Here is a 13768-nt window from a genome sequence, read left to right on the forward strand (position 1 = left end):
TCGGTATTGCATGTACAGGATAGGTGGGAGGCTAGGAGATGGTAACGCCAGTTGCCATGGAGCCGCTGTTGGGATACCACCCTTGCAGTATTGGGTTTCTAACCAGCCGCCGTGACCCGGCGGTGGGACAATGCCAGACGGGGAGTTTGACTGGGGCGGTCGCCTCCGAAAGGGTATCGGAGGCGCCCAAAGGTTCCCTCAGAATGGACGGAAACCATTCGAAGAGTGCAAAGGCAGAAGGGAGCTTGACTGCGACACCGACGGGTGGAGCAGGTACGAAAGTAGGGCTTAGTGATCCGGTGGTATTAAGTGGGAATGCCATCGCTCAACGGATAAAAGCTACCCTGGGGATAACAGGCTTATCACTCCCAAGAGTTCACATCGACGGAGTGGTTTGGCACCTCGATGTCGGCTCATCGCATCCTGGGGCTGTAGTAGGTCCCAAGGGTTGGGCTGTTCGCCCATTAAAGCGGTACGCGAGCTGGGTTCAGAACGTCGTGAGACAGTTCGGTCCCTATCCGGCGTGGGCGTAGGATATCTGAGAGGAGCTGTCCTTAGTACGAGAGGACCGGGATGGACGGGCCGCTGGTGCATCGGTTAGACTGCCAAGTCTACGGCCGAGTAGCCAAGCCCGGAAGGGATAAACGCTGAAGGCATCTAAGCGTGAAGCCCCCCTTAAGATGAGATATCCCATTCGAAAGAAGTAAACCCCCTTGAAGACGACGAGGTAGATAGGGCAGAGGTGGAAGTGTGGCAACACATGGAGCTGACTGTTACTAATCGGGTGAGGGCTTGACCAAGAATCGCAGGAAGAATGAATCTCAAGGAAATGTCAACATGTATGTAGTTTTGAAGGTGCAAACCTTTAAATGGCCCAGTGGCTCAGTTGGTTAGAGCGTCGCCCTGTCACGGCGAAGGTCGAGAGTTCGAGTCTCTTCTGGGTCGTTAGCAATGAGCTGACGAGTTTGGTAAATTGCATATGGATATGGAATCTTAGCTCAGCTGGGAGAGCATCTGCCTTACAAGCAGAGGGTCATAGGTTCGAGCCCTATAGGTTCCATACTTGGATGGATTCCCGAGTGGCCAAAGGGGGCAGACTGTAAATCTGTTAGCAACGCTTTCGAAGGTTCGAATCCTTCTCCATCCACTTAGCTTAACAGCTAAGCCGATGTGGCTCAATTGGCAGAGCAGCTGATTTGTAATCAGCAGGTTATCGGTTCGAGTCCGATCATCGGCTTTTGATTTTAAAAATTAATATCGCGGGGTGGAGCAGTCTGGAAGCTCGTCGGGCTCATAACCCGAAGGTCATAGGTTCAAATCCTGTCCCCGCTATTTTGCCCAGATAGCTCAGTTGGTAGAGCAGAGGACTGAAAATCCTCGTGTCGCTGGTTCGATTCCGGCTCTGGGCATTCACTTTGAAAGTGATAATTAAATAATATGGAGCATTAGCTCAGTCGGTAGAGCACTTGACTTTTAATCAAGTTGTCCGGGGTTCGAATCCCCGATGCTTCACTTTAAAACTTCTGTGAGAATATCACAGAAGTTTTTTTGTGTTTTTTGAACCCTAATATCATTTTATGGAATTACTATAGAGAAATAAAAAAGTTCTAAAGTTTTATGCTTTTTCATATATTATTAGTACCTGATACCATTAACCGTAGGAAGTGCGCAGTCTTAACGGTGGACAGGCTGTTTGAAGTCAGTAGATGTAATGCAGAACAGGAGGAGTTTTTATGAAGAGTCCTTTAAAGAATCTGAAAAAATATTTTCAGTTAATCATGACTGCTCTTATTTGCTTTGTAATGGAAGTCATTAAAGACAAGAAAAGAATCTGCATAAAAGATACAGATTCTAAAAAAGACAGAACTGTTTTGCGTCCGGATGATAAAAAGAACAACAGAAAAAATAAAATTATTTACTGGAATGAACCACGAATCCAGAATAGAATAAATAGAGCTGTATATTTTAATACGGGGTAATGAAACCCCGTATGCAGAAACTATCGCAGTCCTCTCAATTAATGAATTTGAGACAGTTCAGCAGGATTTTATGTTCTGATGAGCAGGATCAATATGCATTATTTACGAGAATTGCTATATAACAGAAGTGTTATAAATAATATACATACAGATAAATATATATGTATATACTAAAAAGAAGAAGTTTATAATGATGGTCTGATATGAGAAAGTCTTTTTTCCCTGGAACAACGGGAATCTTTGCTCTGTTTTTTGTTCCCTATATAGTTACAATTATTTTTAATGGTGCCAACACTACATTGATCAATAAAAAATTTAATGTGGAAATGCTTCTGCCGGTGATCGTTTCATCGCAGATTGAAGACAAATATGAACTTGAGACTATAAAAGCACAAACAATCATAGCAAGATCAAATTTTTACCGGACAATGAAAGAGGAGAAAAATCTGGCAATAACTTTATGTCAGATAAAGGAAGAGATGGAGGGGAAATCCCTGGCTTGTGTAATTTTACAGAATAAGTACGAAAAAGCAGTAACAGAAACAGAAGGAAAAGTCATTGTATGGAATAAAGAATTAAAGTTAGTTCCCTATCATGAATTAAGTGCAGGACAGACAAGAGATGGAATGGAAGTTTTCCACAACGAAGATGATTCGTATCTCAGATCCGTACACAGTCTTGTGGATAAAAATGCAAAAGATTATTTGAATAGTGTATACATAAATAAAAATGTCCTTCCGGAAAGAATTGAAATAAAATCCAGGGACAGTGCCGGTTATGTTACAGAAATTCTGGCTGACGGGAAAGTGTTGGAAGGCGAGGCATTCAGAAAAGGAATGGGACTCACGTCCTCAAATTTTACAATTCAGAAGTCTGGAAAGGAAATACGATTTTTATGTAGAGGAAAAGGTCATGGATTAGGATTCTCACAATATGGAGGGAATGAGATGGCAAAGGAGTCTGCGAATGCAAAAGAGATCTTACAATATTATTTTCCTGAGATGGATGTGCTGAACATAAAATCTGTAAATTGCTGAATAGATACGAATATTCTGGACACCCTATAGATATGAAGATGAAAACAGAGGTGAAAGGAATATGATGAATAACAAAGTGACAAGAATCATTGCCAATTCCGTTGGACTGGCCGCTGTAGCAGCATTGGGAATTACAGTTTATCAGTTAGGTACCTCCCCGGTCAAAGAGAAAACTCCTGAAGAAAAAACAGAAAATGTCGGTGAAAGTACACAGGATACGGAAGAACAATTGAGTGAAGATGCAGGAACGAATCATGTGGAGTCAGAAAATCAGTGGATATCCGATGACGGGGAAGATTTGGATGATACAAAGGTTACATTCCAAAAACAAGGAATGTATGGGGAAACAGCTCAGAATACTGTGGATAATAATGAATCAGATAATACTGCAGATGTGGATAAGACTGACAATGCTGTAAATTCTCAGCAAGCAGAAGAATCATCAGTAAATGCAAATATGAAATCCCAGACGATATCAGAAGATCAGGCAGATGAAGCAACAGATGTTTCGGCATCGGCCCTGAATCTTGCGACAGTAAATTTTTCGGAAGATACATTAATGGAGTGGCCGGTGAATGGAAATGTTCTCCTTGATTACAGTATGGATCAGACTACTTATTTTCCGACGCTTGATCAGTATAAATTGAGTCCGGCTATTGCTGTCGGTGCAGTAGAGGGAGCACCTGTGGTAGCTGCTGTTAATGGCAAGGTTTATTCTATAGAGCAGAATGCGCAGACGGGTACTACACTGACAATGGAACTTGGAAATGGATATCAGGCTGTTTATGGACAGCTTACAGATCTGACAGTGTCAGAAGGAGATACAATTAAAAAGGGAACGACGATAGGATATATTGCACAGCCTACAAAATATTACAGCACAGAAGGAACCAATCTTTATTTTGCAATGAAAAAGAATGGAGAACCAATAGATCCGATTGAATATCTTCCATAATGAAATAGAAGAAAAAAACAGGGTTGCCGCAGATTGGCAGCCCTTAATTTGGTATAGGGCCAAGACAGTAACGTATAAACAGTACTTTGATATTTGCAACAGAAATGATATGTGTAGTATAATACAAAATATGTAGTGATTCAGCAGTTAACAATTCGTGGATATCAGATTAGGGGCAAAATCTCCCACAAATTGTGACATACATCTTGCGGAAAGCATTTTTCAGACACGCTCTAGCATCATAAAATACTGCTGGTTATAAAAATACTTTCGGAAATTATACAGACAGCATGAAAGAGGAGCTTTTTATATGAATATTAATGAGATTGCCAAACTGGCAGGGGTCTCCAGAGCTACCGTATCCAGGTATCTGAACAATGGTTATGTCAGTGAGGAAAAGAAAAAAAATATCAGCAGAGTTATTGAAGAAACCGGGTATCAGCCTTCTTCACAGGCGCAGAGGCTGCGTACTAAGAAGACAAAACTGGTCGGAGTAATTCTGCCAAAGATAGATTCCAATACGATCAGCCGGGAAGTTGCCGGAATCAGTGACATACTTACCAAAAAAGGATATCAGCTGATACTGGCAAATACAAATAACAGTGTTGAAGAAGAATTGAAATATCTTTCGCTGTTCAGGGATAATCAGGTCGATGGTGTTATTTTTATTGCCACCATATTGACAAAACAGCACAGGGAAATGATGAAGGGATTTAAAGTTCCGATTGTTTTACTTGGACAACAGCTGGATGGTTATCCATGTATTTTTCAGGACGATTATAAGGCTGCTGTAAATCTTACTGAACAGATGGTGAAGACAGGAAAGAAGTTTGGATATATTACAGTTACGGATAAAGATGAGGCAGTTGGCAGGCAGCGAAAATCAGGTGTGGAGAAGGTTCTTGGAGAAAATCAGATCACATTGGAAAGTGGATGTGTAAAATGCGGAAATTTCACATTAGAGTCAGGATATGAGAAAGCGAAAGAACTTTTTACGGAGCATCCCGATGTAGATACATTGATCTGTGCAACAGATACCATGGCAGTTGGAGCGGCAAATTGGCTGAAGGAGAACGGATATCAGATTCCTCAACAGGTTCAGATTGCCGGAATGGGAGACAGTTTTCTGGGAAAGATCATAGAACCAAAGCTGACTACTGTACATTTTTTTTACAAGACAAGTGGAATGGAATCAGCAAAAGTGCTGGTAGATTTGATAGAATCTAAGGAAACATCATCTGTACATAAAGAAATAAAAATGGGATGTAAGGTGGTACTCAGAGAGTCTCACCGAAATATATGACTGAACATGAAAGAGGAACTCTGAGGCAATCATCAGAGTTCTTTTTTTCTGAATAATTGGATTTACATATATATTAAAGGGAGTGTTTTGGAAATAATATATAAAAAATGGATATAATATTTGTGATATGTTACATATTTACAAATAAAAAACGCCCAGATATAATAGCATATATGAGAACGATTCCATAAAAGTACATACAATCCATAGGAAATACATATTGGTGATCAGATAAGAAATATCGTGAGAGTGCAAGATATCTGCTGAATTATAATCAGATATCAGAGTAAATTTGGAATGGTATAAGATGATATTAAGGTTAAAAGGTATTTTTATAAGATTAACAAGTGAAATTTGTTGAATATGTGAGAATTTCAAAGTATACATTTATATGAGAACGATTCCATAAAAGGAGGATATTATGGATTACAGAAAAACAGCACAGGAGATATATGACCATATCGGTAAAAAAGAAAATATTATTTCCGCAGCTCATTGTGCCACACGTCTTCGCCTGGTTATCAGTGATAATTCAAAGGCTGATAAGGAATATGTTGAGAACATTGAAGGTGTAAAAGGTGTTTTCTTTGCGCAGGGACAGATGCAGATCATTCTGGGAACAGGTATAGTTAATAAAGTATATGATGAGTTCATCCGGATTGCAGGAGTTTCTGAGAGCAGTAAAGAAGAGCTGAAAAAAGTTGCGGCTTCCAGGGCAAATCCGGTGCAGAGACTGATCAAGACACTTGGAGATATTTTTGTGCCGATTATTCCTGCAATTGTTGCAAGCGGTTTCCTGATGGGAATTATGGAAGCACTGAACTTCATGGTAAACAATGGATTTTTGAATATTGATACCAGCGGTTCTATTTATACATTTGCACAGCTTTTCAGTAATACGGCATATACGTTCCTGCCAATCCTCATCGCATACAGCGGTGCTAAAGTGTTTGGTGCAAACCCGTATCTGGGTGCAGTTATCGGTATGATCATGATTCATCCGAATCTCCAGAATGCATGGACAGTTGCCACAGAAGGTGTTAAAGCAACTCAGAAAGTATGGTTTGGACTTTACTCTATTGATATGGTCGGATATCAGGGGCATGTAATTCCGGTTATCATTGCAGTATGGGTACTGGCTCAGATTGAGAAGAGACTTCACAAAATAGTGCCGGCAATGTTTGATCTGTTTGTTACTCCGCTTGTAAGTGTCTTTGTAACAGGATATCTGACATTATCCATTATCGGACCTATCTTTGTCACTGTTGAGAACGGACTTCTGAATGGGATTCAGTGGCTGATCGCATTGCCATTTGGTATCGGAAGTTTTATTATGGGTGCGTTTTATGCACCGACGGTGGTTGCCGGTGTTCACCATATGTACACGATCATTGATCTTGGACAGTTGTCTAAATTTGGAGTTACTTACTGGCTGCCTCTTGCTTCTGCAGCGAATATTGCACAGGGTGGAGCCACTCTTGCAGTAGCACTTAAGACAAAGGATCAGAAGATTAAATCAATGGCAGTTCCGTCTGCATTAAGTGCCTGTATGGGAATTACTGAACCTGCGATCTTTGGTGTTAACCTTCGCTTTGGAAAACCATTTGTGATGGGATGTATTGGTGGTGCATTTGGTGCACTGTTTGCATCTGTTACAGGACTGGGGGCTACGGGAACTGGCGTAACCGGTATCTTTGGAATTCTTCTTTGTCTGAATAATCCGGTTTCTTATATTCTTATGTTTGTGATTGCATTTGGTGCTGCCTTTGTACTTACCTGGTTGTTTGGATATAAGGACACTAATGTTTCTGAAAAGACAGAAAGTGTTGAAGCTGTGGGAGATAAATCAACAACAGAAAAAAGCAATGCAGATGATTCTGTGCTTTATAGTGTATCAGAAGGAACTGCGATTTTGCTTTCCCAGGTAAATGACGCTACATTTGCTTCGGAAGTACTTGGAAAAGGAATTGCCGTAATTCCATCGAAGGGTGAAGTTGTTGCTCCATGTGATGCTGTGGTTGAGACTGTTTTTGATACAAAGCATGCAGTTGGTTTAAGTACGGAAAGTGGTATGGAGCTTCTGATCCATATCGGGATCAATACAGTGGAATTGAATGGAAAATATTTTACATCTCATGTAAAGAATGGAGATCACGTAAAGAAAGGCCAGCTTCTGATTTCCTTTGATATGGAGAAAGTTAAGGCAGCAGGATACGATGTGACGACTCCTCTTATTGTAACGAATTCGGATGATTATAAAGATGTGAAAATTCTGTCGGAAGATTCGGTAACACCATCAGATAAAGTATTGGAGATTGTGAAATGAGTACGCTAACTAAAGTTCTTGAAAGAAATATAAAAGTAATTGAAAAGAACGCAGATCTGACAGAAGGAAGATTCCGCCTTGGACATCATCTGATGCCGCCGGTCGGATGGCTCAATGATCCGAATGGACTATGCTGGTATAAAGGCAGATATCATGTGTTTTTTCAATACGCTCCCTTTGATGTGGAAGGCGGACTGAAATTCTGGGGACATTATACAAGTGAAGATCTGGTAGACTGGAAATACGAAGGGACAGCTCTTTATCCGGATTCTCCTTATGACTGTCATGGTGTCTATTCCGGATCTGCATTGGCAGAGAGTGAAAAACTTCATTTGTTTTTCACCGGGAATGTAAAGATTGACGGTGATTATGATTATATTAATGAAGGACGTGAGACCAGTACGCTTCATGTAGAAAGTGAGGACGGAATTCATTTCGGAGATAAAGAAGAGATAATTTCTTTTGAAAAATATCCGGAAGAGTTTACCTGTCATATCAGAGACCCGAAAGTCTGGAAAGAAAACGACAGGTATTTAATGGTTCTTGGCGGACGTCTTAAGGGAGATAAAGGTGCAGTTCTGGTTTATGAATCAGAAAATCTGAAAGAATGGAAATTTAAACATATAATAACCACACCGGAAGCTTTTGGCTATATGTGGGAATGCCCGGACTATTTCGAACTGGACGGGAAGAAATTTCTGTCTGTATCACCACAGGGCTTGAAGAGGGAAGAATTTCGTTTTCAGAATATCTATCAGTCAGGCTATTTTCCGGTAAAAGAGGATGGCTCTGTAGATGAAAGAGACTTTCGTGAGTGGGATATGGGATTTGACTTTTATGCTCCACAGACCTTTACAGATAACAGCGGAAGGCGACTTCTGATAGGATGGATGGGAATGCCGGATGCAGAGGAGGAATATACCAATAAAACCATTGATGAAGGCTGGCAGCATTGTCTTACCGTACCACGGGAACTGAGGGTAAAGGATGGAAAAATATTCCAGTATCCGGCAAAAGAACTGGAGAGACTCCGAAAAGAGAAAACAATTCTTGATGATGAAAAATCAATTGTTGAGGTTCGTGTAGAAGTAAATGAAGGTTTTGATCTGTTAATTGAAGATATTGCAGTGACAGACAGAAGTTTTCAGATCAGTATGGGCGGACAGATGCTCTTTAAATATGAAAATGAAATTGCGGAGATTGGATTTTCTGAAATTGCGGGTGCAGGAAGAAATAAGCGGAAAGCGAAAGTCAGTGAACTGAACAATATCCGGATTCTTGCAGATACTTCTGCAGTGGAACTTTATCTGAATGATGGAGAGATTGTATTCTCAACCAGATATTATCCGGATCGTGAAGATCTGCAGCTAAAGGTAAAAGGCGGAAAATTCAGGGGAAATCTCTGGAATCTTCGAAAAATGATATTCACAAAATAAGAAAATAAACGTATAATAAAGCAGGTGGGAAAGAAAATCCGCAGTCGGTTTCCCTGCCTGCTTTTTTGACATATTGGTATTTCTGGTGCTGAGAGATCTGGCTGTCAGAAAGAATATGTGTCCGGATGATATACGTGTTTTAAACCGACTGTTTATTATAGAAACAGGGACGACCGCAAAAGATAGCAGTTGTCCTTTACATAAATTATAAAAAATTTCAAATAATGCAATTCCAGACAATAAGACAGTTGTTTGATTATAATATATGACTGTCGGGTGATTATGATGAATTATACTTACATTGTTAAATGTGCAGATGGGACTCTTTATACAGGGTGGACAAACTGTCTGCAAAAACGTATGAAAGCACACAACGAGGGAAAGAACGGCGCGAAATATACAAGGACCAAAAGACCGGTTACACTTGTATATTATGAAGGATTTTCAACAAAAGAAGAAGCGATGAGACGTGAATATGAGATTAAACAATTTACCAGAAATAAAAAACTGGAGTTGCTGAGCTTCTGAACCCGTCAGATAAGGAGGATAAGAGAAAATGAAAAAGATGACAAAATGGCTTGCAGTATGCGCAGTATGTGTGATGGGCAGTGTTCCGGCCATGGCAGCAGAAGTACCGGATGTTACTGTAACACCGATCCCGATTGAAACACCGGCTCCGGATGTAACACCAATCGAGACACCTGCACCAACACCCATACCGGAGGTGAAAAATGGCTGGTATGAGTATGGAACAAAAAATAAGAAATATTTTAAAGATGGACAGTATCTTACAGGAATGCGTAAAATCCATGGTGAAGTTTATTATTTCAGTCCAAAAGGATTTATGAAAACCGGATGGATCAAATACAATAACAAGAAATATTATTTTGGTTCCAATGGAATACGTTACAGTGGCGTTAAGAAAATCAGCGGAAAATATTACTATTTCAGTGACAAGGGTGTTCTGAGAACGAAAACAGTTAAAGTTGGAAATACAATTTATTATTGTACAGAAAAGGGAATTCTGGAAGCCTGGAAAAAAGGAAAGACGATTTATTATCCAAATGGAAAGAAAATGAATTCCACCAAAGCGTATGAGTATGAGACTTTGCAGAGAGCAAAGGATGTTGTCAGCAAGATCACAAAACCGAGTATGTCAAAAAGTGAGAAATTTGAAACCTGTTTCAGATGGGTAATGTATCAGCATTATTACGATACCAGAAGAATATTTTATAATCAGACTGCATGGCCTGCGTTATATGCAAACGATTATCTGATACTGAGCGGAAAAGGCGGGGACTGTTTCTCAGATGCCTGTTCGTTTGCCTATCTTGCAAAGGCTCTTGGATATAAGAATGTTTATGTCTGCGTAGATACAACGGCAACTGACGGAAGCGGTCATTGCTGGGCTGAAATCGGAGGCAGAGTATATGATCCGCTGTTCGCAGAGGCGAAGAGCTATTATGGATATTTTGGCGTGGGATATGGATCCTATGGATTGTATCCGGAAAGAAGAGTAGCTGTGTAATATAAAAGCTTTCCTGCAGGGATTATGCTGCAGCAGAGAAAATTGTATTGTTAAGGGGTTGTAGCACCGGAAAAAATCCGGTGCCGCAACCCCTTGTTTTGTTTATTGGCAAATTGACGGTTATACAGGTAGTGGAGCAACAAAAAAGTACATGACAATGAAATGGCAGGCACTTCCAAGCATAACAAAGATGTGAAAGATCTCATGGGAACCAAAATTCTTATGTCTGGAATTAAAAAGCGGAACTTTTAATGCATAGATCACACCACCGATGGTATAAATGATTCCGCCTGCAAGAAGCCAGTCAAATCCTGCACGTGGGAGTGCATGGAAGATTGGAACAAATGCCAGTACACACAGCCAGCCCATGGCGATATACAGTACAGAGGACAACCATTTGGGACAGGTAATCCAACAGCCCTTTAAGATAATGCCGAGGACTGCAATACTCCATACCAGCGCGCACAGAATATATCCAATGCGGTTATGAAGAACGATCAGGCATACAGGAGTATAGCTTCCGGCGATCATCACAAAAATCATCATGTGATCCATTTTTCGCAGCCGTCGATTGACCTTCTCTGTAGAATCTACAGAATGGTAAATGGTACTGGCTGCATAGAGCAGAACCATGGTAAGGATAAAAATACTTAAAGCAACAATATGGAGCACATCATAAGAACGCGCTGCCTTGATAATAAGAGGAACTGCTCCGACTGCAGCGAGAAGAAGGGCAATACCATGAGTGATCGCACTTCCGGGATCTTTTAATTTAAATTTCATAAAAACGCCTCCATTCATTCAGATAAATATAATGAAAACAATATAACATAGTTTTAAAAACTACATATCAAGTATATAAATACTATAGCACAAAAAAACAAAAAATCAAGGGCTTATTTTGGGAATCAAAGAAATGTTTGTCCGGCAATGCAAATGAGTTACAGGGTTGTGAAGATGAGGAAAACAGTTGAATCTATATGATAAATCTCCTATAATACAAGTAAAGTAAGTGGTAAAGGAGACAGTTCCATGGGAAAAACCATAACGATATGTTTTACAAATAATAAGGGTGGAAGTGGAAAAACCACAACCTGTTCAAACCTTGGAGCGGCGATGGCTCAGGCAGGGAAAAAGGTTCTTCTGATCGATGGAGATATGCAGTTAAATCTTTCTCTTGCTTTTTTTCCGGAGAACTGGGTGCTGGAGCAGGCGAAAGGAGAGAAGAATCTGTATTGCGCAATCGGAAAACAGGAAGAGCTCAGCGGTTATGTGGTACATACTCCCTACGAAAATCTGGATCTGATACCATCGTCTACATTGATGAGTTCTATAGAATATGAACTTTTTACAAAATGGCAGAGAGAATTTATCCTGCGAAAATGCATTCAGAAGATAAAGGATGCAGGAAATTATGACTATATTCTGATTGATGCACCTCCTACGCTGGGTGGTTGGGTGATGAATATCCTTTGTGCATCAGACCGGGTAATTATTCCTGTTGAGGCAAGTCCATGGGGAATGTTCGGACTTGCGAATATGTTTGAATTTCTTAATGAAGTAAAGCAGATTACTCCGGAACTGGAAGTTGCCGGAATTGCAGTGACAAAGGTAGATACAAGAAAGAGTTATTATAAACAGACAATGGAAACACTGCATGAACTTGAGGATATTCATGTATTTGAGCAGATCATCAGAGTGGACAGCTCTGTAGAATGGTCACAGGATAACAGTATTCCGGTTGTGGAATATAAAAAATCAAGCAGAAGTGCCAGGGAATATACGAGATTGGCAGAGGAGGTCATGGAATTATGTCAGTAGGCAGGGAGAGTATTCGGCGTGCAGCAAATGCAGGTGCCGGGAAAACCGTAAAGAAGCCCGTTGTATCCACAAAAGAGGCAGAGAAACCGGAAACAATATCTGTTACAGAAGAAAAGAAAAAAACAGCAAAAGGTTCTGTTCATATTAATGAGGAACTGCCGGTATATCTTCTTTAAAAGTTACTTGTAAGTGCTTGAGTATTTTGTTATTTTATAGAATATAATCAAGTGGTTGCGCAAAAAGTGGGGTATTTTATGGAAACAGAAGAAAAGAAGATATATACAATAGAAGATATCGCCCGGGAGCTTGGGGTAAGTAAGACTACGGTATCACGTGCTATTTCAGGAAAGGGAAGAATCAGTCAGGCTACAAGAGACAGAGTACGGGCATTTATAAAAGAACATGATTACAGACCCAATGTTGTAGCAAAGGGGTTGGCACAGCGTAAAACTTATAATATTGCACTGCTGATGCCGAAGGATTATGTTGCCACAGAGTTTCTTTTTTTTAAAGACTGTATGAATGGAATCTGTGAGATGGCTTCCTCCTATGAGTATGATATTATTATTTCTATGATTGATGGAGCAGATGTATCGCAGATACAGAGACTGGAGGCAAATCGAAAAGTCGATGGGATCATTGTAAGCAGAGCAGTGGTAAGTTCCAAGGTACAGAAATATCTGAAGAACTGTAAGGAACCATATATATTGATCGGCCCATCTTCAGATCCGGAAGTTCCGTTTGTAGATAACAAGAACCAGGAAGCCGGAAAAGAACTGACAAGTATTATGTTGATGAAAGGTTTTCGGAATCTGGCACTTCTGGGTGGAAATCAGTCCTACAATGTTACCGGAAGCAGATATCAGGGTTTTCTGGAAGCACATGAGGAAATGGGAGTTTCTGTTAACGAAAATCTGATCTTCATGGATACGGATAATCAGGCAGCAGTATCTGATGCTGTGAAGAGACTGCTTGAAGAAGGCGCGGATGGTATTGTCTGTATGGATGATGTGATCTGCAGCATGTGTCTGAGCAGTCTGAGGGAAAAGAAAATATCGGTTCCTGCAGAAATAAAAATAGCCAGTATGTATGACAGTAAGAATCTGGAATATAATAATCCACCGATTACCAGTATACGCTTTGATACGGTAAGACTGGGAAAGATGGCATGTGCGAAATTACTGAACATCCTCGGGGAGAAGCCTTTGGAGGATACGTTGACACTGAATTATCAGGTGATGCTGCGTGAGTCAACACAGTAGAAAAATGAAAAATCCTCTGTAATTATTGGAGAATCAATAATCAGAGGATTTTTTTCATGGGAAATTACTTCATAATGTTTCTGTAACATAAAAAGTTCCCGGGCAGGATCGCATTGTGGAA

13 protein-coding genes, 7 tRNA genes and 1 rRNA gene (1 of these 21 cut by a window edge) are annotated in these 13768 nt (G+C 40.3%); 20 read left to right on the forward strand and 1 reads right to left on the reverse strand.

Annotation, left to right across the window (positions count from 1 at the left end; genetic code table 11):
- The 17 genes from AC075J_RS07435 to AC075J_RS07515 all read left to right on the forward strand — a co-directional run.
- A 23S ribosomal RNA gene (locus AC075J_RS07435) occupies nt 1-800 on the forward strand (it extends 2085 nt beyond the left edge of the window).
- A gap of 71 nt (nt 801-871) precedes the next feature.
- A tRNA-Asp gene (locus AC075J_RS07440) sits at nt 872-945 on the forward strand.
- Nucleotides 946-987: 42 nt separating this feature from the next.
- A tRNA-Val gene (locus AC075J_RS07445) sits at nt 988-1060 on the forward strand.
- Between the two features lie 5 nt (nt 1061-1065).
- Nucleotides 1066-1147 (forward strand) — tRNA-Tyr (locus AC075J_RS07450).
- A gap of 17 nt (nt 1148-1164) precedes the next feature.
- Nucleotides 1165-1237: transfer RNA gene (locus AC075J_RS07455), tRNA-Thr, on the forward strand.
- Nucleotides 1238-1258: 21 nt separating this feature from the next.
- Nucleotides 1259-1332 (forward strand) — tRNA-Met (locus tag AC075J_RS07460).
- Between the two features lie 4 nt (nt 1333-1336).
- Nucleotides 1337-1409 (forward strand) — tRNA-Phe (locus AC075J_RS07465).
- Between the two features lie 30 nt (nt 1410-1439).
- A tRNA-Lys gene (locus AC075J_RS07470) sits at nt 1440-1512 on the forward strand.
- Nucleotides 1513-1733: 221 nt separating this feature from the next.
- Nucleotides 1734-1979 (forward strand): hypothetical protein, encoded by a 246-nt coding sequence (locus tag AC075J_RS07475; protein ID WP_476390203.1) that lies wholly within the window; start codon nt 1734-1736, stop codon nt 1977-1979.
- Between the two features lie 203 nt (nt 1980-2182).
- Entirely contained in the window at nt 2183-3016 is an 834-nt protein-coding gene (locus tag AC075J_RS07480) for a SpoIID/LytB domain-containing protein (protein ID WP_022379866.1), read from the forward strand.
- Between the two features lie 61 nt (nt 3017-3077).
- Nucleotides 3078-3971, forward strand: a complete 894-nt coding sequence (locus AC075J_RS07485) for a M23 family metallopeptidase (protein ID WP_022379867.1) — start codon at nt 3078-3080, stop codon at nt 3969-3971.
- Between the two features lie 157 nt (nt 3972-4128).
- Nucleotides 4129-4233, forward strand: a complete 105-nt coding sequence (locus AC075J_RS07490; RefSeq protein ID WP_368187745.1) for a DUF6783 domain-containing protein — start codon at nt 4129-4131, stop codon at nt 4231-4233.
- 48 nt (nt 4234-4281) lie between these two features.
- A complete protein-coding gene (locus AC075J_RS07495; protein WP_022379868.1) occupies nt 4282-5274 on the forward strand; it encodes a LacI family DNA-binding transcriptional regulator in 993 nt (330 codons plus the stop codon).
- A 421-nt stretch (nt 5275-5695) separates the two neighbouring features.
- Nucleotides 5696-7600, forward strand: a complete 1905-nt coding sequence (locus AC075J_RS07500; RefSeq protein ID WP_022379869.1) for a PTS sucrose transporter subunit IIABC — start codon at nt 5696-5698, stop codon at nt 7598-7600.
- Entirely contained in the window at nt 7597-9036 is a 1440-nt protein-coding gene (locus AC075J_RS07505; RefSeq protein WP_022379870.1) for a glycoside hydrolase family 32 protein, read from the forward strand. The genes AC075J_RS07500 and AC075J_RS07505 overlap by 4 nt, the downstream gene beginning before the upstream one ends.
- A 285-nt stretch (nt 9037-9321) precedes the next feature.
- The gene (locus AC075J_RS07510; RefSeq protein WP_025580986.1) at nt 9322-9564 is read left to right on the forward strand and encodes a GIY-YIG nuclease family protein; all 243 of its coding nucleotides are present in this window, start codon (nt 9322-9324) and stop codon (nt 9562-9564) included.
- Between the two features lie 28 nt (nt 9565-9592).
- Nucleotides 9593-10564, forward strand: coding sequence for an N-acetylmuramoyl-L-alanine amidase family protein (locus AC075J_RS07515; protein WP_243100089.1), 972 nt, complete (start codon nt 9593-9595; stop codon nt 10562-10564).
- Nucleotides 10565-10684: 120 nt separating this feature from the next.
- Here AC075J_RS07515 and trhA read toward each other — a convergent pair whose 3' ends face one another.
- Nucleotides 10685-11347 carry a PAQR family membrane homeostasis protein TrhA gene (trhA, locus tag AC075J_RS07520; RefSeq protein ID WP_020993331.1) on the reverse strand — a complete coding sequence of 221 codons (663 nt, stop codon included), beginning with the start codon at nt 11345-11347 and terminating at the stop codon, nt 10685-10687.
- A 249-nt stretch (nt 11348-11596) separates the two neighbouring features.
- Between trhA and AC075J_RS07525 the strand changes: the two genes are divergently transcribed.
- From AC075J_RS07525 to AC075J_RS07535, 3 genes are all read left to right on the forward strand, one after another.
- Nucleotides 11597-12385, forward strand: coding sequence for a ParA family protein (locus tag AC075J_RS07525; protein WP_022379873.1), 789 nt, complete (start codon nt 11597-11599; stop codon nt 12383-12385).
- Nucleotides 12376-12561, forward strand: a complete 186-nt coding sequence (locus AC075J_RS07530; protein WP_008707826.1) for a hypothetical protein — start codon at nt 12376-12378, stop codon at nt 12559-12561. The genes AC075J_RS07525 and AC075J_RS07530 overlap by 10 nt, the downstream gene beginning before the upstream one ends.
- 78 nt (nt 12562-12639) lie before the next feature.
- Nucleotides 12640-13647 carry a LacI family DNA-binding transcriptional regulator gene (locus tag AC075J_RS07535; protein ID WP_020993330.1) on the forward strand — a complete coding sequence of 336 codons (1008 nt, stop codon included), beginning with the start codon at nt 12640-12642 and terminating at the stop codon, nt 13645-13647.
- The last annotated feature ends 121 nt before the right edge of the window (nt 13648-13768 follow it).

The sequence above is a fragment of the Blautia sp. ZXY-1-C6 genome, from assembly GCF_056339875.1.